The sequence below is a fragment of the Microbacterium wangyouchuni genome, assembly GCF_054072595.1.
The window spans coordinates 34630-60576 of the sequence record NZ_JBSVRM010000001.1 but is presented as its reverse complement, the minus strand read 5'-3'; the positions used below and the strand labels follow the sequence as shown (position 1 = coordinate 60576).

Below are 25947 nucleotides of genomic sequence, written 5' to 3'. Positions count from 1 at the left end.
CTCTAGGAGTCAGGCACGCTTGAACGCGAGGAAGAATTCAGTCGATCAGGATCCGTAGCCGTCCTCGCCCAGCTCGGAAAGGATGCGATTCAAATCCTGGATCGATGCGAATTCGATCGCGACCTGGCCTTTTCGTGCACCAAGTGTGATCTTCACCCGCGTGTTCAGGCGATCACCGAGCTTTCCGGAAACCTCGTCGAGATATGCGCGCCGCGCGCCGGGCTGGGGCTTCGGGGTCTTTGTGCCGGCAGACGGGACCGACTTGGCGGCTTCTTCAGTGGCGCGTACGGAGAGATCCTCGTTCACGACCTTGTCTGCAAGCTTCTGCATTGCAGCGGCGTCATCGAGGGAGAGCAGAGCGCGCGCGTGGCCCGCAGTGAGGACACCTGCGGCCACTCGCTGCTGCACCGGAACGGGGAGCTTCAGCAGACGAATCGTGTTGCTGATCTGTGGACGGGAGCGCCCGATGCGGGTAGCGAGCTGCTCCTGCGTGATACCGAAGTCTTCGAGCAACTGCTGATACGCGGATGCCTCTTCCAGAGGATTCAGTTCAGAACGGTGCAGGTTCTCCAAAAGCGCATCGCGCAAGAGATCCTCATCGGCGGTCTCACGGACGATCGCGGGAATGACATCGAGGCCGGCCTCGCGCGCTGCGCGCGTACGCCGCTCCCCCATGATGAGCTCGAAATCGCCATCGCTGTTCTTGCGCACAACCACCGGCTGCAACACGCCGAACTCACGAACGCTGTGCACCAGCTCGGCCAGATCACTCGAGTCGAAATGGGTACGCGGCTGGCGCGGGTTCGGAACAATCTTGTTCGGGTCGACCTGGATCAGATGGATGCCAGGAACTTCGGCGAGATCAGCGTTTTCCACGACTGTTGTGTTGACCGTGGCGACTGCCCCTGCAGCTGCCGGCGGAAGTGAACCACCCGGGAAGAACACATCGACCGGGCGTGCGGTCTGATCTGCGGTGGGGATGAGTGCGCCGATTCCACGGCCCAATCCAGTGCGCTTGGCCATCAGTTCTCCTTGCTCTGCGTCTTCTGGGACGCGATTTCGACAGCAGCCTCGCGGTATGCGATCGCGCCGGCGGAGCTACCGTCGTATGCGATCACCGTCTGGCCGAAACTTGGGGCCTCCGACACGCGCACGGAGCGCGGAATCACGGTGCGCAGCACCTGGGTCGGGAAATGGGTGCGCACCTCGTCCGCGACCTGCTGGGCAAGGCGAGTACGTCCGTCGTACATCGTCAGCAGGATCGTCGAAAGATGCAGCTCAGGATTGAGGTGCTTCTGGATCATCTGAATACTGCCGAGCAGCTGACTCAGGCCTTCGAGCGCGTAATACTCGCACTGAATAGGGATGAACACCTCGGATGCCGCAGTAAAAGCGTTGATTGTGAGCAGTCCGAGCGATGGCGGGCAGTCGATAATGACAAAATCCACGGTGTTCGACGTGAAGTACTGGTCCAACGAGCGGCGAAGTCGGTGTTCTCGAGCAACCTGCGAGACGAGCTCGATCTCAGCACCGGCGAGGTGAATGGTACTCGGAGCACAGAACAGGTTCTCGGACTCGGGACTCTGCTGCACGACATCAGCCAGCGGCACGTCGTTGATCAGAACGTCGTAGATACTCGCGGTCTCGGCATTGTGCGGTACGCCCAGTGCAGTGGATGCATTGCCCTGCGGGTCGAGGTCAATGACAAGGACCTTCGCACCGAGGTTCGCCAGCGCAGAACCGATGTTCACGGCAGTCGTAGTCTTACCGACGCCACCCTTCTGGTTCGACACCGTAAGAACACGGGTGCCACCAGAGAACTCCACCGCTGTCGTCTCCAACGCCTGACGTCGGGCGCTCAGATCGGCAAGTTCTCGTGCCAGTGGTGTATCGACCCCAAAAGTACTGCTTGGCGTTGCCTTTTCAGACTGTTTCACGTGAAACATCCACTCCTTTCGAGGACCGCGTTCTACTCTAATCGCTACGTGGGACGTTGGTTGAATCGGGGGCGAGTTCGGGGCTGGTGGGGTGGGGTGATGGGGCGTGCTTCCGGGCTATTCGCGCGTACTTCCGGGCTCCGGGGTGCCGACTCTCTCGCAGAACGGGCACCCTCCCCGCAAGCGAGGACCCCTCCCGATGCTCGTTCGCACGGCACCCCTGCGCCCTCGCATTATTCGCATGAACACTCGACGCGGCAACTATTGGATCGGGGGTGGCCGCGTCTCGCTTCGCTCTACGACTGCGTTAGATACCGGGCACAGTAGGGACGCACGGTCCCCCCGGGTGAATATTTGGAATGTTTCACGTGAAACGAGGATCTTTGAGAAACGTGACGTTGTCTCCGCGGCGAGGAATGGATTGGCCGCTACTCCCAGCCGTCGACCGGTCACATTGATGGATGTTTCACGTGAAACGGAACGTACCCGACCATGCGACCTGCGCGATCCCTACTCAGGACAGGCGGTCCGTGTTTCACGTGAAACATCTCACCTATACGACCCGAAAGGATGACAGATGAAGCAGCTACGCCCGTCCGTCCGTAAAGGGCGCAGGGATGCCGGATGAGCGAGCATCGGGAGGGGTCCCCGCTTGCGGGGAGGGTACCCGTTCTGCGAGTGAACCGGCATCCCGGAGCCCGCCCCGAGTCACCCAAACCGCAGAGTTCGCCTCGGTGGGATCAGCCTCGAACGACCGCACGAACAACGCGAGTAGTCTCCGCCAGTATGCCTTCGCCGAGAACCTCGACCCGTACATCGCTGAGCTTGAACTTCTTGATCTGCTTTGCGGCGGCGTCTATCTCGGCCTCAGCGTTCTTTCCCTTGAGAAGGGCGAGCTCTCCCCCATCCCGCAGCAGCGGTGCAGTGAATGGGATGAGTGTACGCAGCGCGCTCACCGCGCGCGCGGTCACAACGTCGAATTTCTCCGAGGTTCGCACGTCTTCTGCTCGAGCACGCAGAACAGTCACGTTGTCCAGTCCCAGCTCCGTCACCTGTTCATTGAGCCAGGTGACTCGCCGTTCCATTGGTTCAATGAGCGTGAGCTTCACATCGGGTCGGGCAATAGCGATCACCAGTCCGGGCAGCCCAGCTCCAGAACCGATATCCGCGGTAGAGCCGTGCACGAGCGGTGCAGCAATCGCACTGTTCAGAACATGACGGGTCCACAGCCGAGGAAGCTCCAGCGGCCCGATGAGACCGCGCTCTTCGCCCTGTGCAGCAAGCGAAGTCGTAAAAGCACGTGCGATATCGATGCGATCACCGAAAAGGGATGCCGCAACTTCCGGCTCATCCTCAAGGGCAGACATGCTCATCCTTCCCGATGTTTCACGTGAAACATCAGCGACGACGGATGACGGTGTGCCGGTCGGGCCCTTCGCCATACGACTCTGAGATGAGGTCGCGATCCGCAACAATGTCGTGCACGAGCTTGCGTTCGTAACTGGACATTGACGGGAGTGACGCCTTCGACGCACCCTCATCGAGCTTGATCATGGCAGCATCCACCAGCTTCTCCAGCTGCTGGCGGCGGGCATCCCGTGACCCGCCCACGTCGAGAATCAATCGCGAGAACGAACCGGTCTTGTTCTGCACGGCCAGGCGTGCGATCTCCTGCAGCGCCTGAACAGTATCCGGATTCGACAGCACGGAAATGCTCTCGTCCTCGGACTCGACCGACACGTAGGCGCGGCCCTGTCGGACGTCGAGGTTCAAGTCGCCATCGATGTCAGCGATGTCCAGCAGCTCTTCGAGGAAGTCGGCTGCGACATCACCCTCATGCTCGAGCTGTTCGGTAGTGGGCTCTGCCCGCTCCATTGTGTTGTCGCTGGTCATGCGTTCGGGCCCTTCTTCTTCGCACGCTTCTTACCGACGGGCTGCTGTCGCTTCGGTGCGTTCTGCTTCGCCTTCTCAACTTCGTCGAGCATGCGCTGCTGCTCGGCCTCATAAGCCGCCATCGGGACGACCTTTCCAGAGGAATCGATCGCTTTGCCCTTGCGGGCCAGACGCTCTTCGCGAGCCTTCGCCGCCTCAGAACCAGGGGTGGGCATCTCACGAATGACAAGGAACTGCTGCGCCATCGTCCACAGGTTCGATACGAACCAGTACACGACCACACCGAGGGGGAAGAAGACACCCGAGAAGATGAAGCCCAGTGGCAGCACGTAGAGCATGATCTTCTGCATCTGGTACGCCTGGCCGGTCTTGGCCTCGGGAGAGAGGTTCTTCGAGATGATCTGCAGCTGCGTGAAGAACTGCGAACCGATCATCAGCACGACGAGGATCACGAGGATCACGATGGCAATCGTGTTCTGAGTCTCGACCGCGTGGCCGAGGGTACCGTGCAGCGACACATCGCCGAAGATCGTCGCGTCGTAGAACTGCTTGGTGAGCGCCGAACTCAGAAGACCGACGCCACCGACGCCCGCATCCGCGTGCTTGGTGACGTCGTTCAGCACGCTGAACAGGGCGAAGAAGACCGGCATCTGCACCAGCAGCGGCAGACAGCTCGACATCGGAGACGTGCCATGTCGCTTGTAGAGCGCCATGGTCTCGCGACTCATGGCCTCACGAGAGAGCTGGTCCTTCTTGCCCTTGTACTTCGCCTGAACCTTCTTCATCTCCGGCGCGATTTCCATCATCTTGCGCTGGCTTTTGATCTGCCGCACGAAGAGCGGGAAGACCGAAGCGCGCACGACGATGACGAGACCGACGATAGAAAGGATCCAGGTGATACCCGCTGCATCGGGAAGACCGACAGCGGTGAACAGCCAGTGCCAGGCGACGAGGATGAGCTCAACGGCCCACTTCAACGGCCACAGAATCGTGCCGAGAAGATCGAAGCCACCGGATTCGGGTGCTTTCTCCGCAGCGGCGAGCAGAAGGTCAAGACCCACTGTTCAGTCCTTTCGAGAAGGTACGACGAAACCTCGGGCGGTCAGGTCGTGTCGGAAATGGTCATGGGGGCGAACGTCATCGACGCCGCCTTTTGTCCAGGGGTTGCACCGCAGAATGCGCCATGCCGAGAGCACTGCGCCCTTTGCTGCGCCGTGCTGCTGCACCGCACCTACAGCGTAAGCCGAGCAGGACGGGTAATACGCACATACATCACCATAGATCGGCGAAATGACGGCACGGTAGGCGCTGAGGAACCCGAGCACGAGATTACGGGGAATCAGCGGGATGCTGCGAGCCAGATCGCCGGCATGCAGATGAGCCGACCCGAAAGCGTAAGACGGCAGCGCGCTCATGACGATGTCCTGGTGCGGCTCAGCCGTGACAGACAGCGCGTCACATCCGCGTTGAGCTCGGCAAATGTCGCGGTGGCAGACGCAGGAAGGGCACGGATGACGACATCCGTGCCCTCGGGCACTGTTGAGAGCGCTTCCGCGCACACGGCTTTGAGCCTTCGGCGCACGGTATTGCGGATCACGGCAGTGCCTACCTGTTTGCTGATGATGAACCCGAATCTGGGTTCACGTGTCTCACCCGTCGCCAAAACAGAGGTGACGACGCGAGCGCCCCCGCATCGGACCCCGCGACGGACGACCAACCGGTAGTCGGTTCCTCGCGTCAGTCTGAACGGACGGGCGAGCACGAGGCTTACGCCGAGAGCTCGACGCGGCCCTTCGCGCGGCGGGCCGCAAGGATGCCGCGGCCGGCGCGGGTGCGCATGCGGGCGCGGAAGCCGTGCTTCTTGGCGCGACGGCGGTTGTTGGGCTGGAACGTACGCTTGCTCATGGAATCACTCCGGGAACGCTGTCACCGGATGTGTACGACCGGAGACATAGGGAACTGCCCTTTTTCGGGCATAAGTCAACCGATTCAGGGTACGTCTTACCGGCGCAGAGAGCAAATCTCCGCGCCACGACCGGTCTGAGCTGCAACGCTCCGCACGTTAATTATCCACAACCCTCGCTCACCCGGTCGACTCGACACACCATTGATTTTCCGTGGCAGGTTGCCGTTCACAGCTTGGGTGACTACCGTTGCATCCGAAGTTATCCACAGGGGGGATCTGTCCGAATTCGACTACCCTCCGCGAGCCTTTTCCCGGAGCACCATGTCCTCTCCTGCCCAGCCTGACGTTCCAATCTGGAGCCAGGTGATGGACCTGCTCGATCAGGATGATCGTGTCACCCCCCAGTTGCAGGGATTCCTGAGCCTCGCTGTCCCGGCCGGCGTCATGAGCGCAACGCTTTATCTCGATGTTCCAAACGACCTCACCGCAGCCCAGATCAACAAGCGACTGCGTGTTCCCGTGATGGAAGCTCTCGCTCACCTCGGCGAGGAGGTCACCTCGTTCCGGGTCGTGGTGAACCACGAGCTCGCAGACCAGCAGACCGCTCCGATCGCCGTTGCTGATTTCGGTCGCCCCGACGCTCCGCGCACGGACTACACCATCGATCAGCCGACCCCGATGCGTCATGAGTCACGACTGAACCCGAAATACACCTTTGATAACTTCGTCATCGGGCAGTCCAACCGTTTCGCTCATGCTGCAGCCGTCGCTGTAGCCGAGGCTCCGGCGAAGGCCTACAACCCGCTGTTCATCTATGGCGATTCGGGTCTCGGTAAGACGCACCTTCTGCACGCCATCGGGGATTATGCACAGTCTCTCTATACGGGCGTGAAGGTTCGCTACGTCTCGAGTGAAGAGTTCACCAACGACTTCATCAACTCCATCGCGAACAACCGCGGATCCGCATTTCAAGCGCGCTACCGCGACGTCGACATCCTCCTCATCGATGACATCCAGTTCCTGCAGGGACGAGCAGAGACACAGGAGACCTTCTTCCACACCTTCAACACGCTGCACGATCACAACAAGCAGATCGTCATCACCAGTGATGTCGCGCCCAAACACCTCACCGGGTTCGAAGATCGGATGCGCAGTCGTTTCGAGTGGGGCCTGATCACCGATGTGCAGGCGCCCGACCTGGAAACCCGCATCGCGATCCTCCGTAAGAAGGCGCAGAGCGAAGCCCTGCATATTCCGGATGAGGTACTGGAGTACATCGCCACTGTCGTCTCATCCAACATCCGTGAACTCGAGGGCGCTCTCATCCGAGTCTCGGCGTTCGCGAGCTTGAACCGGTCTTCGCTGGACATCTCACTCGCCCAGACGGTGTTGCGCGACATCATCGATACGGCCGAGGACAACATCATCTCGCCGACCGACATCATCACGGCCACCGCTCGCTACTTCAAGCTCACTGTCGACGATCTCTACGGCTCGAGCAGATCGCAGCAGATCGCGACCTCGCGTCAGATCGCCATGTACCTGTGCCGGGAGCGTACGAACCTCTCGCTGCCGAAGATCGGTCAGCTGTTCGGAAACCGCGATCACACCACGGTCATGTACGCCTATAAGAAGATCAGCGATCTGATGAAAGAACGACGCTCGATCTACAACCAGGTGACGGAAATTACGACTCAGCTCGGCCGGCGCTGACTCATTTTCCGCGCCGAGGAGTGTCAATTCACCCGCGAGTCGCAGAAAAATGCCGGTTTGCACATGTGGATAACCTGTGGATGAATCCGCTTAACATCTGGACGATCGTGTGAGATTTTCCTCAACCTGTGGATAACTCCCACACCTCACCGGTCGCGGGCCATCGCGTATTGATGCGGATTCCTCAGCATTTCCACATCTCACACGCATGTAGTTCCCTACTCGCGATTGATATCCACCGAGTTATCCACAGTATCCACAGCTGTTAACACTGTTAAGAAGTTAATCCTGAAAGAGCGCGATCCGATCACCTCAAGGGTGTGCAGAACTGCGCGTATGGCGCAGCGCGGCTGTGGGGATACGATGGGAACCCCCTGACGCATGGGCCCATGATCGTCAGGTTTTGTAATTACGACGAGGGAGCGCCCGTGAGGTTCCAGGTCAATCGCGATGTCTTCAGCGAAGCAGTGTCCTTCGTCGTCAAGCTGTTGCCGCAGCGCAATCCGCAGCCGATTCTGGCCGGAGTGCTCATTGAAGCCGGCGCCGATGGGTTGACACTTTCGGCATTCGACTACGAAGCATCCGCTCGTACGACGATCGAAGCGACAGTCGAAACACCCGGCACGATCCTCGTTCACGGCCGGTTGCTCTCTGACATCGCTAGCAGGCTTCCGAATGCCCCGATCGAGATCGCTGTCGAAGACGATGGTGGGATCACTGTCACGTGCGGTTCGGCGCGATTTACGCTGGCAGCCATGCCGGTTGAGGAATATCCGTCGATTCCTGAGGTTTCCGGTTCTTCGGGCGTCGTCCCCGCTGACGATTTTGGCACCGCGATCGCGCAGGTCGCCTTCGCCGCATCCCGCGATGATGTGACTCCGGTTCTGACGGGTGTGCAGCTCGAAGTCTCGGAGCAGAATTTGAGTCTGGTCGCAACCGACCGCTATCGCGTTTCGCTTCGCAACGTTCCGTGGGATGGCGAGACACCCGAGCAGACGGCCCTCGTTCCAGCGCGCACTCTGACCGAGGTCGGAAAGACGTTCGGCCACGCAGGAAACATCCAGATCGCTTTCTCCGGAGCGGGCGATCGCGAGATCATCGCGTTCACCTCCGGCAACAAGACCGTTACTTCTTTGCTGATCAAGGGCAATTTCCCTCCGGTTCGTCGCCTGTTCCCCGAGCAGACCGACCACTACGCGGTCGTTAACACCGCAGATCTCATCGAGGCTGTTCGCCGCGTGGCGCTCGTCCTTGATCGTGCTGCTCCGCTCCGGTTCACGTTCACTTCCGACAGCGTGACCATGGATGCCTCCGGCAGTGAGCAGGCGCGAGCTTCAGAGTCGGTGGATGCTCACCTCTCCGGTGGCGACGATGTCACTCTCGGCCTCAACCCGCAGTATTTGACCGAAGCTCTCGGGGCGGTCAAGAGCGAGTTCGTCCGCGTCACGTTCACCTCGAGCGACAACGCCAACAAGCTCAGCCCTGTGCTCATCACCAGCCAGACGTCGGTCGATCAGGCGGGGCTCGACTCGTACAAGTACCTGCTTCAGCCGAACCTCCTGCTGCGCTGACCCTTCGACAGGCTCGGCGACCGCGATAACTCACGGACCGCGACAGCTCAGGAGCCGGTGTCAGAGGCGAAAGGTAGGCTGATCACGTGATTGTGGAGCACCTGAGCCTGGCGGATTTTCGCAATTACGCGACCGCTGAACTCGCGCTGCATCCGGGTCCCAATGTTCTGGTCGGCCGAAACGGCCAGGGCAAGACCAACCTCGCCGAAGCAATCGTTTTTCTTGCAACGCTCGGATCCCATCGGGTGTCATCAGATGCCCCGATGGTCCGCGATGGCAAAGATTTCGCTGTCATCCGTGCTCGGCTCTCGGTCGGAGAGCGCAAAGTTCTCGCTGAAGTCCAGATCAACCGGCAGGGTTCGAACAAGGCGCGTATCAACGGCTCCGCTTCGAAGACCAGTGAACTCCCCCGGTACGCGCATGTTGTTCTCTTCGCTCCGGAAGATCTGCAGATCGTGCGCGGCGACCCGTCAGCACGTCGGCGTTTCGCCGACCAGCTGCTGATTCAGCGCACCCCGCGAATGTCGGCGGTGCTGGCCGATTACGACCGGGTTCTGAAGCAGCGCACCGCGCTGTTGAAATCTGCTCGCGCCCGGGGCATCCGGGGTGAAGGACTCAACACCCTCGAGGTGTGGGACGACAAACTTGTTCTTCTAGGCACCGAGATCATCGACGCGCGACTGCGTCTGGCAGCAGATCTGCGTACACCGCTGGTTTCGGCATATGCCGCGATCGCCGGCGAAGATCACCATCCCGAGATGGATTGGGCACTCTCCGTTCGCGGTGGCGACCCGGAAGAGGGCGAAGATGCCGCCTTTGACCCGAATAATCGTTCGCTGAGTCTGGCGAAGGGCGCCGAGATGTTCCGCGCCGCGCTGCAGGCCAAACGCTCCAAAGAATTTGAGCGCGGACTGACCCTGGTCGGACCCCATCGTGACGATCTGGTGCTGCGAGTGCGCGAGCTCCCGGTGAAGGGTTATGCCTCGCACGGAGAATCATGGTCGGTCGCACTCGCTCTGCGGCTAGCATCCGCTGAACTGCTTCGCGAAGAATCGCCGGCCGGCGACCCGGTGCTGATTCTGGACGACGTGTTCGCCGAACTCGACGCCGATCGGCGAAAGCGTCTCGCGGGTCTCACGGTCGGCTATGAACAGGTGGTCGTCACGGCCGCAGTCGAGGAAGATATTCCTGATGAGCTGCACCGTCATGTGGTGCGCATCCATGCCGGCACGATCTCCGATGAGCGAAAGGGGGATGACGGTGATGAGTGACGCAGAGTCCGATACCCCCGAGACGGTGGCGACATATCTGCGTCTTCGCGGACTCAAGCCCAGCTCGAAATCGTGGAAGCGCAAGCGTCGCATCCGTGATGACGACGAGAACGCTCCGTTCACTCCCGGGCGTGATCCGGGCGCCCTCGGCGCGGTGCTCGACAAGCTCAGTCGAGATTCCGGCTGGGAGATCACACTCGCCCGCGAAGACCTCGTTCGCCAGTGGGCAGATCTTGCCGGTGCCGATACCGCCAAGCACTCCGAACCGGTCGGTCTCGAGAACGGGATGCTGACGGTCAAATGCGACTCGACGGCGTGGGCGAAAAACCTGCAGTTCATGCGCGCAACTATCCTCACGGAGATCGGCCGACGCTATCCGCAAGCGGGTGTGAACAACCTTCGTTTCATCGGCCCGGACGTTCCCTCCTGGAAATGGGGGCCGAGAGCCGTTCCAGGGCGCGGTCCGCGCGATACCTACGGGTAGGGCATCAACGGACGCCCCTCGATCGATTTCAGGGCCATACACGGGCGTCTAGCGAGGCTTTCGACGGGCAGACCCGCTAGACTGGACATTCGAGATATCGATGTGGAGAATGCCCTCTGATGACGCCTGAATCACCTGCTGACGAGCCTGAATCGACAACCGGGGTCACCCCCGACGAGAATGCTGCTGTTGATTACGGTGCCGACGACATTCAGATTCTTGAGGGTCTTGAGGCCGTTCGTAAGCGGCCCGGCATGTACATCGGGTCCACGGGCCCGCGCGGACTCCACCACCTGGTTTATGAGATCGTCGACAACTCCGTCGATGAGGCCCTGGCCGGGTACTGCGACACGATCCGGGTGACGATACTCCCCGACGGCGGTGTTCGCGTCTTTGACAACGGTCGAGGAATCCCGGTCGACCCGCACTCTTCCGACCCGAACAAGTCGACCGTCGAGGTCGTGCTGACCATTCTGCACGCCGGTGGAAAGTTCGGCGGTGGCGGTTATGCCGTCTCCGGTGGACTGCACGGTGTCGGATCCTCCGTCGTCAACGCTCTCTCCACGCGTTTCGACGTCGAGATCCGGCGTCAGGGACACGTCTGGAATCACCGTTTCGCCAACGGTGGTCACCCGCAGCAGGCCCTGGTCAAGGGTCCCGAGACTGACGAGACCGGAACCATCATCACGTTCTGGCCGGATCCCGAGATCTTCACTGAGTCGGTCGAATTCGAGTACGACGTGCTGCGCACGCGCTTCCAGCAGATGGCGTTCCTGAACAAGGGCCTGCGCATCGAACTCTCTGACGAGCGCGAAGGTGCAACGTACGAGGTCGAAGAAGAGGGCGCTCTGGTCAGCAAGCAGCGCAGCGATGTGTTCCTCTATGAGCGCGGACTTGTCGATTACGTCGAGTATCTGAACAAGGTGCGTCACGCCGAGGTCGTCACCGAGGAGATCATCGACTTCGAATCCGAAGACACCGATCGAAAGATCTCGCTCGAAGTCGCGATGCAGTGGACGACCGGTTACACCGAGAACGTCTTCACCTACGCGAACACGATCAACACTCACGAGGGTGGCACGCACGAAGAGGGTTTCCGCGCGGCCTTGACGACACTCGTCAACAAATACGCCCGGGCGAACAATCTGATCAAGGAGAAGGAAGAGAACCTCTCCGGTGACGACGTGCGCGAGGGTCTCACCGCAGTGATCTCGATCAAACTCGGTGAGCCGCAGTTCGAGGGTCAGACCAAGACCAAGCTCGGCAACACTGAAGCGAAGGCCTTCGTGCAGAAGGTCGTCGGCGATCAGCTCGGTGACTGGTTCGATCGCAACCCCGCGCAGGCCAAGAACGTCATTCGCAAGGCGATCGATGCGGCAACTGCTCGGATGGCTGCCCGCAAGGCGCGCGAGACTGCTCGCCGCAAGAGCGTCTTCGAGTCGGCCGCCATGCCGGACAAGCTCAAGGACTGCACGAGCAAGGACCCGTCGATCAGTGAGATCTTCCTCGTCGAGGGTGACTCGGCCGGTGGTTCTGCCGTGCAGGGTCGCGATCCGCACACGCAGGCGATTCTCGCCCTTCGCGGCAAGATCCTGAACGTCGAGCGCGCGCGGCTCGACAAAGCACTCGGAAACCGTGAAGTTCAGGCGATGATCCAGGCCTTCGGCACGGGCATCGGGGAGGACTTCGATATCTCCAAGGCTCGCTATCACAAGATCGTTCTGATGGCGGATGCCGATGTCGACGGCCAGCACATCACCACCCTGTTGCTGACGCTGCTATTCCGCTACATGCGCGGTCTCATCGAGGCCGGATTCGTGTATCTCGCGATGCCGCCGCTTTATCGCCTGAAGTGGTCGAATCAGCCGCACCAGTATGTCTACTCGGATGCTGAGCGCGACGCGCTGCTCAAGCACGGGCTGGACAACGGCAAGCGCATCCCGAAGGACTCCGGCGTGCAGCGCTACAAGGGTCTCGGCGAGATGAACGCCAAGGAACTGTGGGAAACCACGATGGATCACACCACCCGAACCCTTCGCCAGGTCACCATCGAAGACGCGGCATCCGCTGACGAGATCTTCAGTGTCTTGATGGGCGAGGACGTCGAGTCCCGACGAAGCTTCATTCAGCGAAACGCGAAGGATGTCCGCTTCCTGGACATCTGACCCGTCGGCAACGCTCAGCGAACGATTGAAAGAAACACATGACTGACGACAATTCGACCGGCGAAGCGACCGGATCCGGTCGCGAAGAGCCCTTCCACGAACACGGCAAGATCGACCAGGTCGATCTGCAGTCGGAGATGCAGCGCAGCTACCTCGACTACGCGATGGCGGTCATCGTCGGCCGTGCGCTCCCCGACGTGCGTGATGGTCTCAAGCCTGTGCACCGCCGGGTCATCTTCGGCATGTACGACGGCGGATTCCGCCCCGACAAGTCGTTCTCCAAGTGCGCTCGTGTCGTCGGTGAGGTGATGGGTCAGTACCACCCGCACGGTGACACGGCGATCTACGACGCCCTGGTCCGTCTCGTTCAGCCCTGGTCGCTGCGCTACCCGCTCGCTCAGGGCCAGGGAAACTTCGGCTCTCCCGGAAACATGGGCGCTGCAGCTCCTCGTTACACCGAGACGAAGATGGCGCAGCTGGCCCTCGAGATGGTGCGTGACATCGAAGAGGAGACCGTCGACTTCCAGGACAACTACGACGGTCAGACGCAGGAGCCGACGGTTCTTCCTGCGCGCTTTCCGAACCTGCTGGTCAACGGCTCGGTCGGTATCGCGGTGGGTATGGCCACCAACATCCCGCCACACAACCTGCGTGAGATCTCAGCCGCCGCACTGTGGGCGCTCGACAACCCCGACCTGTCCCGTGACGAGCTTCTCGAGGGATTGATCCAGCGCGTTCCCGGACCCGATTTCCCGACCGGCGCGCAGATTCTCGGGTCCAAGGGCATCCAGGAGGCTTATCGCACCGGGCGCGGCTCGATCACGATGCGCGCGGTCGTCAATATGGAGGAGATCCAGGGCCGCAATTGCCTCGTGATCACCGAGCTGCCCTACCAGGTCAACCCGGACAACCTCGCGGTGAAGATCGGTGACCTCGCCCGTGACGGCAAGATCACCGGCATCGCCGACATCCGCGATGAGACCAGTGACCGCACCGGTCAGCGTCTCGTCGTAGTTCTCAAGCGGGATGCTGTCGCCAAGGTCGTGCTGAACAACCTGTACAAGCACACCCAGCTGCAGGACAACTTCGGCGCGAACATGCTCGCGATCGTCGACGGTGTGCCGCGCACACTGGCGCTGGACGGCTTCATCTCGAACTGGATCGCTCACCAGATTGATGTGATTGTCCGGCGGACTCGTTTCCGTCTGCGCAAGGCCGAAGAGCGGATGCATATCCTCCGCGCCTATCTGAAGGCGCTCGATGCGTTGGACGAGGTCATCGCTCTGATCCGGCGCTCGCCCACGGTCGATGAGGCGCGCGATGGACTGAAGACGCTGTTGGACATCGATGACATCCAGGCGGATGCGATCCTGACGATGCAGCTGCGTCGCCTCGCAGCTCTCGAGCACCAGAAGATCGTCGATGAGGCCACTGAGCTTGAACTGCAGATCGAGGACTTCAAGGCGATCCTTGCCGATGAGATGCGTCAGCGCGCGATCATCCGCGAAGAACTCGAGGGAATCGTCGAGCGTTTCGGCGACGAGCGCCGCACGCACATCCTGCAGGGCTTCGACGGCGATGTGTCGATGGAAGACCTTATCGCTGAAGAAGAGATGGTCGTCACCGTCACCCGCGACGGATACATCAAGCGCACGCGCAGCGACAACTACCGTTCGCAGCACCGCGGTGGCAAGGGTGTCAAGGGCGCCCAGCTGCGCGCGGATGATGTCGTCGAGCACTTCTTCGTGACGACGACGCACCACTGGCTGCTGTTCTTCACCGATAAGGGCCGCGTCTACCGGGCGAAGACCTATGAGGCACCCGAGGCCGGTCGTGACGCGAAGGGAACGCACGTCGCGAACCTGCTGGCGCTGCAGCCGGACGAGAACATCGCACAGATTCTCGCGATGCGCGACTACGAGGTGGCGGACTATCTGGTGCTCGCCACTCGTACTGGCGTTGTGAAGAAGACGCGCCTGAGTGACTACGACACGAACCGTCAGGGCGGCGTCATTGCCATCCGTCTGCGCGAGGGTGATGAACTGGTCAGCGCGATGCTGGTCGACAACACCGATGACATCCTGCTGATCTCCCGCCATGGCATGTCGCTGCGCTTCAACGCGACCGATCAGGCCCTTCGTCCGATGGGGCGTGCGACCGAGGGTGTGAAGGGCATGAGCTTCCGGGGCGAGGACGATCTGCTGTCAGCATCCGTCGCTGGCGAGGACGGTTATGTGTTCGTCGTCACCGATGGGGGATACGCCAAGCGCACCTCGATCAGCGAATATCGCGTTCAGGGTCGCGGCGGTATTGGCATCAAGGTCGCCAAGCTCAACGACGATCGTGGGGTGCTCGCCGGCGGTCTGATCGTGGATGAGGACGACGAGGTTTTGGTGGTTCTGTCCAGCGGCAAGGTGGTACGCTCTGCCGTGGCCGAGGTGCCTGCGAAGGGTCGAGACACCATGGGAGTGGTGTTCGCCCGGACGTCCGAGAAGGACCGCATCCTCGCCATTGCCCGCAACAGTGAGCGGGGCCTCGCCGATGAAGAGGCAGAGGAGGAGTCAGCACCCGAAGATGCGGCTCCCGAATCCACCCAGACCCCCGAGGAAAGTACCGACGCATGAGCACAGTAGCCGACAAGCTGGCGAAGAAGTCGACGCGCAAAACCGGTGGCAAGCAGGTCCGCCTGCGCCTGGTCTACATTGACTTCTGGTCGGCCGTGAAGCTGTCGTTCCTGGCGGCGGTTGCGCTGGCGATCGTGACCATGGTCGCGTTCTTCCTGATCTACATGGTCGTGCAGGCTACTGGCCTTCTGGGCGAGGCGGATGAGCTGATCGGCAACATCACTGAGGGTGCCGTGTCGATCTCGTCGCTGCTCGGATTGCCGCAGGTCATGGCGTTCGCTGCGGTCGTGTCGATTCTGAACCTGATCGTGGTCACCGTGCTCGGTGCCGTCGTAGCCGGTATCTACAACCTCGCCGTGAAGGTCACCGGCGGCCTCCTGGTCGGCTTCATGTCAAATTAGTACCCCCTTTTACCTCCTTCTTTACCTCCTTCCGAGTGGCCATTTGTGGCTCGCTTTCGCCCCGGCGAAGCGCCACAAATGGCCACTCGCAGGTTGGAGGAGGTTAAGGAGTAGGGAAAACCCGAAGATGGGATGCTGGGTGGCACGGTGTTGACGGGGTGAAGCGCGGCCTACCTTTGAAACATGACCACTCAGACAGCTTCCCCAGCCGCGGAAACACCGCCTCGGGTGACTCCGCCGCTGCGCATCTTCTTGACCGTTCTGCATCTTGCCGCGCTCGGCAGTCTCGGCGGCATCATCCTCGGCATCCTTGCGGGCTTCTTCGGCGCTGGAGTCGGACTGCTGTTCGCCCTCGGAATCGGCGCCCTGTTCTTGGTCGGCTTCGTCTACGCGGTGTACGGCATCGGGTGGTTCGAGGTTGTGCGGGTCAGAAGCCTGTACGACCTGGACATCCCTGATCTGCAGGCACGCCAGCGCAGAACCCCTGGATTTGGCGGTTGGATCCGCTCGCTCGGACGCCAGAGCATCGACGGCTCGATGTGGCGCGCAGTAGCGAACTTCGCGATCGCGTGCATCTTCGGCTCGCTGGTGATTCGCCTGTTCTGGGGCCTGGTGTGGTCGGCGATCTTCGCCTTCACTCCCCTGTTCAGCACCAAAGACACCGCGGGGCCGTTCGGCACGACAATGTCAGCCGCCTGGGCGCCGGTGGTCGGTATCCTCGGTGTTCTGGCGGCTGCCGCCGGCATCATCGGATTCGCGCTTGTGCACCGCGTGATCACACGCAGTCTGGTGGTTCCCAGCAGAGAGGCCGAGCTCACCGAGCGCGTGCGCACCACTTCGGCGCAGCGCGAAGGCGCGGTCCGCGCGGCGGATGTCGAGCGCAGCCGCATCGAGCGGGACCTCCACGATGGCGTCCAGCCGCGGCTGGTCTCGGTGGGTATGACTCTCGGTCTCGCGCAGCAGAAGATCGACAACGATCCGGCGACCGCGAAGGCGCTGATCAATGAGGCGCACACATCCACGAAGGCTGCGATCACCGAGCTGCGACAGCTTGCCCGCGGCATCCATGCGTCTGTTCTCGATGATCGAGGGCTGGATGCCGCGCTGTCAGCGCTGGCCAGCAGGTCGCATATTCCCGTCAACCTCGACGTCCGCATGGATGGCGCGTCGACGGGTGCTCACGCCGGATGCCGGGATGCTGAGGCGGCGGTGTACTTCGTCATCGCCGAGTCGCTGACGAACGCGGCCAAGCACTCCCGGGCCAGTGAAACACGGGTCGTGGTGCGGCAGCGTGAGGGTGGTGTGCTTTGGGCGCGCGTCGAAGACAACGGCATCGGCGGCGCGCAGGTGCAGCCCGGTGGCGGTCTCGACGGCATCTCGAACCGCGTTCTTGCAGCCGGCGGGACGATCCGCATCGAAAGCCCGCAGGGCGGTCCGACTTCCGTGGAGGTGAGTGTGCCATGCGCATCTTGATCTGTGAGGACTCGGTCCTGCTTCGGGAAGGACTCGTTCGCCTGCTTGAGGATGCCGGCCACGAGGTGGTCGCAGCCCTGAACGACACCGTCGGTCTGACAGACGCGGTCGAGGACGCGAATCCGGAGCTGTGCATTCTGGATGTTCGGCTGCCGCCGACATTCACGGATGAGGGCATCAGGGCAGCGCTCGGACTGCGCAAGACCCACCCGTCGCTGCCGCTGCTCGTGCTTTCGCAGTATGTCGAGGAACGCTACGCCAGCGATCTGATCGCAGCGCAGGGCGGACCGCTCGGATACCTGCTGAAGGATCGGGTCGCCGATGTCGCCGAGTTCCTCGCGTCGGTGGCGCGGATCGCCGAGGGGGCGACGGTACTCGACCCCGAGGTAGTTGCGCAGCTTCTGACCCGGCGCAACCGTGACGATCGGATGCTGCGGCTCACCGAACGCGAACGAACCGTGCTGGCACTGATTGCCGAGGGAAAGTCCAACCAGGCGATCGCCGGGATGCTGTTCCTCTCGGCCGCCAGCGTCGAGAAGAACATCACGGCCATCTTCCAGAAGCTCGGATTCGAACAGGATGAATCGGGCAACCGGCGCGTGCTCGCAGCACTCGCTCACATTGAGAACTCGGGTAGCGCAGCGCCATCCGCAAACCAGCCAGGAGCGACACGATGAACACCGAACCGCAGAACCCGCAGGGCGGACATGACGTTCCGCTGACGCCTCCGCCGGCAGCATCTGGTGCGCCGGCATCCGGTGTTCAGAGCCCGCCCGTTCCGCCCGCGGCATCCGTTCCGCCGGCGCCGTCTTCACAGGGCCCGTCTTCACAGTCCCCGTCTTCACAGTCCCCGTCTTCGCAGGGCCCGCGCAGCGGGGCTGGTGCACGCGCCGCCGCCATCGCCGTTGCGGTATTCGGTGGCGTGGTGCTGCTGGGCACCGGCGCCACGGCCGCCGTCGCAGCAGTGCACGATGTATCGCGTAGTAGCAGTACGGTCAGCGGCGACGTCCTGACAGTCGACGTCAAGGGCATCGAGAGTATCGATCTCGAGGTCGGAGCGAGTGCTGTGAGCACCCGGTTCGGCGACGTTGACGAGGCGACGCTGGAGGTGACAGGAACCCGCGGTGGCAATTGGCGTCTGGATCGCGATGGTGATGAACTCATCGTGCGCGGACCTGATCACGGCTTCGGCTGGTTCGGGAACGGCTGGTTAGGCGGCAACTGGTTCGGTGACAACTGGTTCGACGAAGAGAGTGTGATCCTCACACTGCCGGAGAGCCTGAACAATTCCGGGCTGGAGGCCGATTTCGACCTCAGCGCCGGCAGCCTCACGATCGACGGGTCCTTTGGTGAGGTGGGCATCGCGGTCGGTGCCGGAATCCTGCGCATGGAGGGCTCCGCGACATCCGTCGATGTCGAGCTCAGCGCGGGACGCGCCGATCTGGAGTTGGCCGACGTCACCGAGGCGGAGTTCTCGCTCTCGGCGGGCAAGCTGATCGCCGATCTGACCGGGGACGCCCCGCGCACGGTGAGCATCGATGTCAGCGCAGGAGCACTGGAGCTGACCGTGCCCGATGAGTCGTACGATGTCACGCAGGATGTCAGCGCGGGAAGCCTGGATAACCGGCTGGATACCTCGAGTTCATCGCAGCACACGATCGATGCAACCGTGTCTGCGGGCAGCGCGATTCTTCGCTCGGGCAACTGACGGGCTCGATTCGGATTTTCCGTCAATCTCCGGTAATGTTTACGAGGTTGACGGGGCTATAGCTCAGTTGGTTAGAGCGCTTCACTGATAATGAAGAGGTCCCTGGTTCAAATCCAGGTAGCCCCACTCGTCACAATTTAATACCCTTGAGGGGCCTTAGCTCAGTTGGTAGAGCGCCTGCTTTGCAAGCAGGATGTCAGGAGTTCGAATCTCCTAGGCTCCACAATCAGAACCCCCGGCTTCGGCCGGGGGTTCTCTCGTTCCTGGGCTCTCGTTCGACAGATTCACCGTAGGATCGAAGTGTGCTGATCGGTCTGATGCGTCCCGTGGAATTTCAGTCCTTTGACGTCGAGGCGGCTGATATCGCCGGCATCCACACCGAGCTCGCCACGCATCGGCCGGATGGTTTCGACCTCGTCTCCGCACCTGTGCAGATGATCAAGGGCGCCCAGATTCTCAAGTCGACGGGAACCTTCTCGCGACGTGACTCGATCCAAGAGATCGAGGCCGAAGACATGGATGCCCTGCACGCCAAAGTTCCCGAAGGCTGGCAGCTGCTCAACGTGCGCAGCACCGTCTGACTCCCCCGTTCGGCAGAACCCCTCTTCTCGCTCCGGTCGCAATTGGTGCTGCTCTCAGCGAGTTTTAGCAGCACCAACTGCGACCGGAGCCAGAGTGGGGTCGGGTGGAGGCGAGGCCAGCAGCGCGATCAGCCGCGCCGGGAGCGGACGCCGCCGGCGAGGGCGGCCAGTGAAGCAGCCGTAGCATCCCAGTCCATGCAGGCATCCGTCACGCTCTGGCCGTACACGAGACGTCCACGCACCGAGACATCGAGCTTCTGCGCTCCCGCGACGAGGTTGCTCTCCAGCATCACGCCGGCGATCGCCGCACCATCCGTGGCGATCTGCGAACCGATCTCCACCGCGACCGCGGCCTGACGCACATGATCCTTGCCGCTGTTTCCGTGGCTGGCGTCGATAATGACGCGTGGGGTGAGCATCGCCGCAGACAGGCGTGCCGATGCGTGCCGCACGGTTTCCGCATCGTAGTTCGGGCCGTCGGCTCCGCCGCGCAGAATGACGGACGTATCCGGGTTTCCGGTCGTCGAGACGAGACTTGCCCGCCCGTCGGCGCCGATCCCGAGGAACGCCTGCGGAGCGGATGCTGCGGCCGCGGCATCCAGCGCCACCTGAAGTCCGCCATCCGTACCGTTCTTGAAACCGATCGGCATCGACAGACCGGATGCCAACTGCCGGTGGATCTGGCTCTCCGTAGTCCGCGCGCCGATGGCCCCCCACGTGATCAGGTCGGCGGTGTACTGGGGGCTGATCGGCTCGAGGAACTCCGTCGCGCACGGGACACCGAGAGCGGTGACATCGAGGAGGAACCCGCGGGCCATGCGAAGCCCGGCCTCGATGTCATGGCTGCCGTCGAGGTGCGGATCATTGATGAGGCCCTTCCACCCGACTGTGGTGCGGGGCTTCTCGAAGTACGTCCGCATGATGATCAGCAGGTCATCGCGGTGCTGCTCGGCCTCGCGCAGCAGTCGACCGGCGTACTCGAGTCCGGCTGCGGGATCGTGGATCGAGCACGGCCCGACCACGACGATCAGGCGGTCATCCTCGCCCGCCATGATCGCGCGCACTTCGTCGCGGGTGCGAGCGACGAGCGATGCGCGCTCATCGCCCACCGGCAGTTCGGCGGCGATGTCACCGGGCGTCGGCAGCGTGGTGAACTGCGCGACATGCAGATCGGCGGTGGTGTCGGTGGTGACGGTGACGGTGGCGTTCATGTTCCTGGGTCCTATCCTGTGTAGGCGGACCCGGATGCAGAGCCCGCCGAAACGGCGAAAGCCAGAGCAAATGCTCTGGCTTGTCGGCTCTGAAGGTGTCGGTGCGCGCTAGATCGGCGCCGGCCCCTCCAGAGCCGACTCGAAATACGCATACCAACGGGTTGTCATGCCCACGACCTTACCCCATCCCGGAGAGTTCCCGGACCGGATCCCAGACGTTCCGGGCATCCACGGCGTGTCATTCGGTCAACACGCCGAGCGGATGCCCGACCGTCTGGGATCCGGCACAGCAGGCTCAGCGCAGCGGTGTGAAGTCGCGGTTCGCGATGTGCTCGGGGCGCGGCGACTTCGCAGCGTACGGCTCGACCAGCGCGTTGTCGACGCTGTTGAACACCATGAACACGTTCGATCGCGGATACGGGGTGATGTTGTTCCCCGACCCGTGCATGATGTTCGAGTCGAACCACAGGGCAGACCCTGCAGCGCCGGTGAACTGATCGATGCCGTACTTCTCGGCCATCGCGGTGATCGCCGCATGGCTGGGCACGCCTGCCTCCTGCGCCTGCAGCGACTGCTCGTGGTTGTTGTCCGGGGTCTCGCCCACCGCCGGTACGAATGTGCGGTGCGAGCCTGGCATCACCATGAGTCCGCCGTTGTACGGGTAGTTGTCGGTCAGTGCGATCGACAGGCTCACCGATCGCGGAACCGGCATGCCATCCTCGGCGTGCCAGGTCTCGAAGTCGGAGTGCCAATAGAACCCGGTGCCAGTGAAGCTCGGCATGTAGTTGATCCGCGTTTGGTGCAGATACACCTCAGATCCCACGATCTGCCGGGCACGGTCCAGCACCTGCGGATTGCGCGCGAGGTCGTCGAGGACCGAACTGAGCTTCTCGACCTCGAACACCGAGCGCACAGTACCCGTGGTCCGCTCCGTGATCTTCCGCGGATCATTCTGCAGCGCCGGGTCCGCCGCGAGGCGATCGAGCTCGCTCGAGTACAGGGCGACGTCATCAGCCGTGATGAAGTCGTCGAGAATGGTGAATCCGCGCCTCTCGTGCGCTTCCAGCTCTGCTGCCGAGAAGGGGCCGTCGTTGACCGAGCCCCACACTGCGGGCTGGGTCCTTTCGATGAAGTCGCTGGGGGATGTCAACCGAGTCGGGAACAGATCCTCAGCGGTCGTCGGGGCTGTCATGCGTCGTTCTCCTGTCTCTTCTATGGATGTGGGACGGGCCGAATCCCAGACGGTCGGACAGCCCTGCGGCGTGTCGATCGGATGACACGCCGCAGAGCGCCGGGGGCGTCTGGGATTCGGCCCGCACCCGGGTCACACCTCTTCGGTGACCAGTGGGTACACGCCGTTCTCGTCGTGGGTCTCGCGACCGGTGATCGGCGGGTTGAACACACACACGGTGCGCATCTGCGTGCGCGGACGCACCTCGTGCTTGTCGTGGTTGTTCAGCAGATACAGCGACCCCGGCGCGAGCTGGTGCGTCTCACCGGTGGCGAGGTCGGTGATCTCTCCCTCGCCCTCCACGATGAACACCGCCTCGATGTGGTTCGCGTACCAGAACTGGTTTACGGTTCCGGCGTAAAGCGTGGTCTCGTGCACCGAGAAGCCCACGCCCTCTTTCGCCAGAACGATGCGCTTGCTGCGCCAGTTCTCGCTCTTGATGTCGGCGTCGGTGTCGGTGATCTCGTCGATGGTTCGGACGATCATGCGTGTGTGTGCTCCTTGCTCTGGACATTCAGGTCGGTCTCGGTCGCGGCATCCGGATCGGGCTCGCCCAGCACGACACGGATGCACTCGCCGATGATGTCGAGGCCCCGGTCGAGCTCTGCGTCGGTGATGGTCAGAGCGGGCAGAATCTTCATGACCTCGCCCTCCGGCCCAGAGGTTTCCATGAGCAGGCCCCGCGCGAACGCCTCCTGGCACACGGCATCCGCCAGTTCGCCCGAGGGGAACTGCAGCCCGCGAGCAAGCCCCCGCCCCTTGGCGACGAGTTCGTGCTGCGGGTACTGCGCGACGAACATGTTGAAGCGACCCTCGACGCGCACGCCCTTGGTGACGGTCGAATCGCGCAGCGTGTTGTCTGACCAGTAGCGGCGAATCGCCTCCGCACCGGTGATGAACGCCGGGCTGATCCCACGGAAGGTGCCGTTGTGCTCGCCGGGCGCCCAGACGTCGAGCTCGGGCTTGATAAGGGTGAGTGCCATCGGGATGCCGTATCCGGAGATCGACTTCGAGAGGCACACGATGTCGGGGACGATGCCGGCCTCTTCGAAGCTGAAGAACTCGCCGGTACGGCCGCAGCCCATCTGGATGTCGTCGACGATGAGCAGGATTTCGTGCTGCTTGCACAGCGCCGCGAGCTGACGAAGCCAGTCTGCACGCGCGGCGTTGATGCCACCCTCGCCCTGAACGGTCTCGACGATCACGGCGGCGGGGGTGTTCAGGCCACTGCCGGAGTCATCCAGCAGGCGCTCGAAGTAGAAGAAGTCCGGGTAGTCGCCGTCGAAGTAATCGTCGTACGGCATGGGGGTCGCGTGCACGAGCGGTACACCGGCGCCGCCGCGCTTGAGCGAGTTTCCGGTGACCGAGAGGGCACCGAGCGTCATGCCATGGAAGGCGTTGGTGAAGTTCACGACCGATTCGCGGCCGGTCACCTTGCGGGCGAGTTTCAGGGCGGCTTCGACAGCGTTCGCGCCGCCGGGGCCAGGGAAGACGACCTTGTAGTCGAGCTCACGCGGCTTCAGGATGACGTCGTTGAAGGCTTCGAGGAAGTCACGGCGTGCGCTCGTGAACATGTCGAGTGAGTGCACGACGCGGTCATCGGCCAGGTAGTCGATGAGGACCTTCTTCAACTCCGGGTTGTTGTGACCGTAGTTCAGCGCGCCAGCGCCCGAGAAGAAGTCCAGGTATTCCGTGCCGGACTCGTCGTACATCGTGCTGCCAACGGCGCGGTCGAACACGACGGGCCATGAGCGCGAGTAGCTGCGGACTTCGGATTCCAGCTGGGTAAAAATATTCATTTTGTGGTTGTTCTCCTCCTGGTTGTTGTCGTGCGGGGAGTGCACGCCGCCCGGGGTCGGGCGGATGGCGACGACTACACCGGCGGACCGAGTTCGTATAGCCGTTCAGGTTCATGGTGCGCAGCATCCGGTTCATCGACGCTCAGATGCGCGCTTTCGAAAAGCGGGGTGACGACGACCGGAGCATCTCCCCAGCGACGAGCGAGACTGCGGAATGTCTGCTGGGATGCGACATTGTCATCGGTGATCGTGGTCTGCAGTGTGCGCACGCGCGGATGAACACTGTCGTCGTGCAGGAGATCATCGAGCATCCGCCCGGCTAGGCCCAGACCGCGGAAGTTCTCGTCGACGGCGACCTGCCAGATGAACAGGCAGGAGGGGTCAGCGGGACGGCGGTAGCCGATGACGAACCCGGCCGGATGCCCGTCGACCAGCGCGATACGGCAGGTGGACGCGAAGTCTCTGGCGTACAGGACGTAGGCGTAGGACGAGTTCAGATCGAGCGTCTGCGAGTCGCGGGCGATGCGCCAGAGGTCGATTCCCTCATCGATGCGCGGTGGACGAATCAGGCTCACCCCACTCGACCTCGCATCGTTATGCGCGGCCGGTGCTGACGTGCTCGGCTCGGGGGAGCCGGGGGAAGTCAGAGCGTGTCACCATCCCAAATCGGGGCGTGCATCGCGTGAGAATTCATATCCATAGGGGGTTGTGATCGGTGCTGCGAACAGCGTCGGTCTGCCTTCCACAGTGTCATGCTCATCCGCTGACCTCAAATCGTTTCTCCGGATCGGGGATCTGCCGCGCGGCCTCCGCCTGTGGAATGCTGGGCGCATGACCTCGCATCTGCCGCACGAAGATATCGACCCGGATGGCCTGCTCGAGTACTCGGTGGTGTTCACCGATCGCTCGCTCAATCACATGTCGGCGCGGTTCGTCGACGTGATGCAGCAGACCCTGCAGATCTTGCAGCAGGCGTACAACGCGCACACTGCGGCGATCGTCCCGGGCGGAGGGACCTACGCGATGGAGGCGGTGGCGCGCCAGCTCGCCACGGGGCGACGCACCCTGGTCGTCCGCAATGGGCTGTTCTCGTTCCGTTGGTCGCAGATTCTGGATGCTGGTGGCATCAGCGACGACGTCACCGTGCTGTCCGCGCGTCCGGATTCGGACGACGTGCAGGCCGCCTGGGCGCCGGTGCCAATCGATGAGGTCGTCGCGGCGATCCGTTCGCGCCAGCCCGAGGTGGTTTTCGCCCCGCACGTCGAGACGGCAGCGGGCATGATCCTTCCCGATGAGTACGTGCGCGCTCTGGCCGATGCCACCCATGAGGTCGGCGGCCTGCTGGTGCTCGACTGCATCGCATCGGGTGCGATGTGGGTCGACATGCAGGCGCTCGGTGTCGACGTGCTGCTCAGCGCGCCGCAGAAGGGGTGGAGCGGTTCGCCGTGCGCGGGCTTCGTCATGCTCAGTGAGGCTGGTCGGGATGCTGTGACCAGCCGTCCCTCGACCAGCTTCGCGATCGATCTCGCCAAGTGGCTGTTCATCGCCGACGAGTATCGTGCCGGGCGTGCGGCGTACCACGCGACCATGCCGACGGACCCGCTCACCCATAACCTCGCCGCCATGCTCGAGACCCGTGAACGCGGATTCGAGACACTGCGTGCGGCGCAGATCGAGCTGGGCGCGCGGGTGCGTGCGCTGCTGGCCGAGCACGGATTCCCCTCGGTGGCGGCATCCGGTTTCGATGCCCCCGGTGTCGTCGTCGTACACACCGCTGACCCCGCGCTGAAGTCCGGCGCCGTGTTCCGTGAGCAGGGCTTGCAGATCGCTGCCGGGGTGCCGTTGCACTGCGAGGAACCGGCCGGATTCTCCACTTTCCGCCTCGGCCTGTTCGGCCTGGACAAGCTCTCCGACGTCGACGGGACTGTCGCTCGTCTGCAGGCGGCACTGGACCGGATCGGCGGCTGACTGTCTCCGTG

25 protein-coding genes and 2 tRNA genes are annotated in these 25947 nt (G+C 62.4%); 14 read left to right on the top strand and 13 right to left on the bottom strand.

Annotated features, from left to right (window positions below):
- Window positions 1–45: 45 nt before the first annotated feature.
- The 8 genes from ACW5CM_RS00320 to rpmH all read right to left on the bottom strand — a co-directional run bounded on the left by ACW5CM_RS00320 (window position 46) and on the right by rpmH (window position 5735).
- Window positions 46–1023, bottom strand: a complete 978-nt coding sequence (locus tag ACW5CM_RS00320; RefSeq protein ID WP_439255404.1) for a ParB/RepB/Spo0J family partition protein — start codon at window positions 1021–1023, stop codon at window positions 46–48.
- Window positions 1023–1946 carry a ParA family protein gene (locus ACW5CM_RS00315; protein WP_439255405.1) on the bottom strand — a complete coding sequence of 308 codons (924 nt, stop codon included), beginning with the start codon at window positions 1944–1946 and terminating at the stop codon, window positions 1023–1025. Before ACW5CM_RS00315 ends, ACW5CM_RS00320 begins: the two co-directional genes overlap by 1 nt.
- Window positions 1947–2677: 731 nt before the next feature.
- Window positions 2678–3304 (bottom strand): 16S rRNA (guanine(527)-N(7))-methyltransferase RsmG, encoded by a 627-nt coding sequence (gene rsmG / locus ACW5CM_RS00310; RefSeq protein ID WP_457123759.1) that lies wholly within the window; start codon window positions 3302–3304, stop codon window positions 2678–2680.
- Between the two features lie 31 nt (window positions 3305–3335).
- On the bottom strand, window positions 3336–3830 hold the full coding sequence (locus tag ACW5CM_RS00305; protein WP_457123758.1) for a Jag family protein: 495 nt from the start codon (window positions 3828–3830) through the stop codon (window positions 3336–3338).
- A complete protein-coding gene (gene yidC, locus ACW5CM_RS00300) occupies window positions 3827–4891 on the bottom strand; it encodes a membrane protein insertase YidC (RefSeq protein WP_439255408.1) in 1065 nt (354 codons plus the stop codon). Before yidC ends, ACW5CM_RS00305 begins: the two co-directional genes overlap by 4 nt.
- Before the next feature lie 3 nt (window positions 4892–4894).
- Window positions 4895–5245 (bottom strand): membrane protein insertion efficiency factor YidD, encoded by a 351-nt coding sequence (gene yidD / locus ACW5CM_RS00295; protein ID WP_439255409.1) that lies wholly within the window; start codon window positions 5243–5245, stop codon window positions 4895–4897.
- The gene (rnpA, locus tag ACW5CM_RS00290; protein WP_438252399.1) at window positions 5242–5592 is read right to left on the bottom strand and encodes a ribonuclease P protein component; all 351 of its coding nucleotides are present in this window, start codon (window positions 5590–5592) and stop codon (window positions 5242–5244) included. Before rnpA ends, yidD begins: the two co-directional genes overlap by 4 nt.
- Before the next feature lie 5 nt (window positions 5593–5597).
- On the bottom strand, window positions 5598–5735 hold the full coding sequence (rpmH, locus tag ACW5CM_RS00285) for a 50S ribosomal protein L34 (protein ID WP_438252400.1): 138 nt from the start codon (window positions 5733–5735) through the stop codon (window positions 5598–5600).
- A 322-nt stretch (window positions 5736–6057) separates the two neighbouring features.
- Here rpmH and dnaA point away from each other — a divergent pair, with 322 nt between their 5' ends.
- From dnaA to ACW5CM_RS00220, 13 genes are all read left to right on the top strand, one after another.
- Window positions 6058–7449: a chromosomal replication initiator protein DnaA gene (gene dnaA, locus ACW5CM_RS00280; protein WP_457123757.1), complete on the top strand. Its 1392-nt coding sequence runs from the start codon at window positions 6058–6060 to the stop codon at window positions 7447–7449.
- A 428-nt stretch (window positions 7450–7877) separates the two neighbouring features.
- Window positions 7878–9020: a DNA polymerase III subunit beta gene (gene dnaN / locus ACW5CM_RS00275; protein WP_438252401.1), complete on the top strand. Its 1143-nt coding sequence runs from the start codon at window positions 7878–7880 to the stop codon at window positions 9018–9020.
- An 86-nt stretch (window positions 9021–9106) separates the two neighbouring features.
- Window positions 9107–10291, top strand: a complete 1185-nt coding sequence (gene recF, locus ACW5CM_RS00270; protein ID WP_457123756.1) for a DNA replication/repair protein RecF — start codon at window positions 9107–9109, stop codon at window positions 10289–10291.
- Window positions 10284–10775, top strand: coding sequence for a DciA family protein (locus tag ACW5CM_RS00265; RefSeq protein ID WP_457123755.1), 492 nt, complete (start codon window positions 10284–10286; stop codon window positions 10773–10775). The genes recF and ACW5CM_RS00265 overlap by 8 nt, the downstream gene beginning before the upstream one ends.
- A gap of 119 nt (window positions 10776–10894) precedes the next feature.
- On the top strand, window positions 10895–12940 hold the full coding sequence (gene gyrB / locus ACW5CM_RS00260; protein ID WP_438252405.1) for a DNA topoisomerase (ATP-hydrolyzing) subunit B: 2046 nt from the start codon (window positions 10895–10897) through the stop codon (window positions 12938–12940).
- Between the two features lie 38 nt (window positions 12941–12978).
- Window positions 12979–15564, top strand: a complete 2586-nt coding sequence (gene gyrA / locus ACW5CM_RS00255; RefSeq protein ID WP_438252406.1) for a DNA gyrase subunit A — start codon at window positions 12979–12981, stop codon at window positions 15562–15564.
- The gene (locus tag ACW5CM_RS00250; protein ID WP_438252407.1) at window positions 15561–15965 is read left to right on the top strand and encodes a DUF3566 domain-containing protein; all 405 of its coding nucleotides are present in this window, start codon (window positions 15561–15563) and stop codon (window positions 15963–15965) included. The genes gyrA and ACW5CM_RS00250 overlap by 4 nt, the downstream gene beginning before the upstream one ends.
- A gap of 183 nt (window positions 15966–16148) precedes the next feature.
- On the top strand, window positions 16149–17438 hold the full coding sequence (locus tag ACW5CM_RS00245; protein WP_457123754.1) for a sensor histidine kinase: 1290 nt from the start codon (window positions 16149–16151) through the stop codon (window positions 17436–17438).
- A complete protein-coding gene (locus ACW5CM_RS00240; protein ID WP_438252410.1) occupies window positions 17426–18115 on the top strand; it encodes a response regulator in 690 nt (229 codons plus the stop codon). Before ACW5CM_RS00245 ends, ACW5CM_RS00240 begins: the two co-directional genes overlap by 13 nt.
- Window positions 18112–19146, top strand: a complete 1035-nt coding sequence (locus tag ACW5CM_RS00235) for a DUF4097 family beta strand repeat-containing protein (protein ID WP_457123753.1) — start codon at window positions 18112–18114, stop codon at window positions 19144–19146. The genes ACW5CM_RS00240 and ACW5CM_RS00235 overlap by 4 nt, the downstream gene beginning before the upstream one ends.
- Window positions 19147–19198: 52 nt before the next feature.
- Window positions 19199–19272, top strand: a tRNA-Ile gene (locus tag ACW5CM_RS00230).
- Window positions 19273–19296: 24 nt separating this feature from the next.
- Window positions 19297–19369 (top strand) — tRNA-Ala (locus ACW5CM_RS00225).
- A 79-nt stretch (window positions 19370–19448) separates the two neighbouring features.
- Window positions 19449–19727 carry a hypothetical protein gene (locus ACW5CM_RS00220; protein ID WP_438252412.1) on the top strand — a complete coding sequence of 93 codons (279 nt, stop codon included), beginning with the start codon at window positions 19449–19451 and terminating at the stop codon, window positions 19725–19727.
- Between the two features lie 128 nt (window positions 19728–19855).
- On the opposite strand, the gene ACW5CM_RS00215 is transcribed toward ACW5CM_RS00220, so the two are convergent.
- From ACW5CM_RS00215 to ectA, 5 genes are all read right to left on the bottom strand, one after another.
- Entirely contained in the window at window positions 19856–20938 is a 1083-nt protein-coding gene (locus ACW5CM_RS00215) for a 3-deoxy-7-phosphoheptulonate synthase (RefSeq protein WP_457123752.1), read from the bottom strand.
- A 295-nt stretch (window positions 20939–21233) separates the two neighbouring features.
- Window positions 21234–22130: an ectoine hydroxylase gene (gene thpD, locus ACW5CM_RS00210; protein WP_457123751.1), complete on the bottom strand. Its 897-nt coding sequence runs from the start codon at window positions 22128–22130 to the stop codon at window positions 21234–21236.
- Between the two features lie 132 nt (window positions 22131–22262).
- Window positions 22263–22655, bottom strand: a complete 393-nt coding sequence (locus ACW5CM_RS00205) for an ectoine synthase (protein ID WP_438252415.1) — start codon at window positions 22653–22655, stop codon at window positions 22263–22265.
- Window positions 22652–23968 carry a diaminobutyrate--2-oxoglutarate transaminase gene (gene ectB / locus ACW5CM_RS00200; protein ID WP_457123750.1) on the bottom strand — a complete coding sequence of 439 codons (1317 nt, stop codon included), beginning with the start codon at window positions 23966–23968 and terminating at the stop codon, window positions 22652–22654. The genes ACW5CM_RS00205 and ectB overlap by 4 nt, the downstream gene beginning before the upstream one ends.
- A gap of 74 nt (window positions 23969–24042) precedes the next feature.
- Entirely contained in the window at window positions 24043–24543 is a 501-nt protein-coding gene (ectA, locus tag ACW5CM_RS00195; protein ID WP_457123749.1) for a diaminobutyrate acetyltransferase, read from the bottom strand.
- Between the two features lie 256 nt (window positions 24544–24799).
- Here ectA and ACW5CM_RS00190 point away from each other — a divergent pair, with 256 nt between their 5' ends.
- Entirely contained in the window at window positions 24800–25936 is a 1137-nt protein-coding gene (locus ACW5CM_RS00190) for an aminotransferase class V-fold PLP-dependent enzyme (RefSeq protein WP_457123748.1), read from the top strand.
- The last annotated feature ends 11 nt before the right edge of the window (window positions 25937–25947 follow it).

Excerpts from the sequence above, each read along its gene's own strand:
- ACW5CM_RS00320 (WP_439255404.1), bottom strand. The coding sequence starts at position 1,023 with ATGGCCAAGCGCACTGGATTGGGCCGTGGAATCGGCGCACTCATCCCC.
- ACW5CM_RS00315 (WP_439255405.1), bottom strand. The coding sequence starts at position 1,946 with ATGTTTCACGTGAAACAGTCTGAAAAGGCAACGCCAAGCAGTACTTTT.
- rsmG (WP_457123759.1), bottom strand. The coding sequence starts at position 3,304 with ATGTCTGCCCTTGAGGATGAGCCGGAAGTTGCGGCATCCCTTTTCGGT.
- ACW5CM_RS00305 (WP_457123758.1), bottom strand. The coding sequence starts at position 3,830 with ATGACCAGCGACAACACAATGGAGCGGGCAGAGCCCACTACCGAACAG.
- yidD (WP_439255409.1), bottom strand. The coding sequence starts at position 5,245 with ATGAGCGCGCTGCCGTCTTACGCTTTCGGGTCGGCTCATCTGCATGCC.
- rpmH (WP_438252400.1), bottom strand. The coding sequence starts at position 5,735 with ATGAGCAAGCGTACGTTCCAGCCCAACAACCGCCGTCGCGCCAAGAAG.
- dnaA (WP_457123757.1), top strand. The coding sequence starts at position 6,058 with ATGTCCTCTCCTGCCCAGCCTGACGTTCCAATCTGGAGCCAGGTGATG.
- ACW5CM_RS00265 (WP_457123755.1), top strand. The coding sequence starts at position 10,284 with ATGAGTGACGCAGAGTCCGATACCCCCGAGACGGTGGCGACATATCTG.
- gyrB (WP_438252405.1), top strand. The coding sequence starts at position 10,895 with ATGACGCCTGAATCACCTGCTGACGAGCCTGAATCGACAACCGGGGTC.
- gyrA (WP_438252406.1), top strand. The coding sequence starts at position 12,979 with ATGACTGACGACAATTCGACCGGCGAAGCGACCGGATCCGGTCGCGAA.
- ACW5CM_RS00250 (WP_438252407.1), top strand. The coding sequence starts at position 15,561 with ATGAGCACAGTAGCCGACAAGCTGGCGAAGAAGTCGACGCGCAAAACC.
- ACW5CM_RS00245 (WP_457123754.1), top strand. The coding sequence starts at position 16,149 with ATGACCACTCAGACAGCTTCCCCAGCCGCGGAAACACCGCCTCGGGTG.
- ACW5CM_RS00240 (WP_438252410.1), top strand. The coding sequence starts at position 17,426 with ATGCGCATCTTGATCTGTGAGGACTCGGTCCTGCTTCGGGAAGGACTC.
- ACW5CM_RS00235 (WP_457123753.1), top strand. The coding sequence starts at position 18,112 with ATGAACACCGAACCGCAGAACCCGCAGGGCGGACATGACGTTCCGCTG.
- ACW5CM_RS00215 (WP_457123752.1), bottom strand. The coding sequence starts at position 20,938 with ATGAACGCCACCGTCACCGTCACCACCGACACCACCGCCGATCTGCAT.
- thpD (WP_457123751.1), bottom strand. The coding sequence starts at position 22,130 with ATGACAGCCCCGACGACCGCTGAGGATCTGTTCCCGACTCGGTTGACA.
- ACW5CM_RS00205 (WP_438252415.1), bottom strand. The coding sequence starts at position 22,655 with ATGATCGTCCGAACCATCGACGAGATCACCGACACCGACGCCGACATC.
- ectB (WP_457123750.1), bottom strand. The coding sequence starts at position 23,968 with ATGAATATTTTTACCCAGCTGGAATCCGAAGTCCGCAGCTACTCGCGC.
- ACW5CM_RS00190 (WP_457123748.1), top strand. The coding sequence starts at position 24,800 with ATGACCTCGCATCTGCCGCACGAAGATATCGACCCGGATGGCCTGCTC.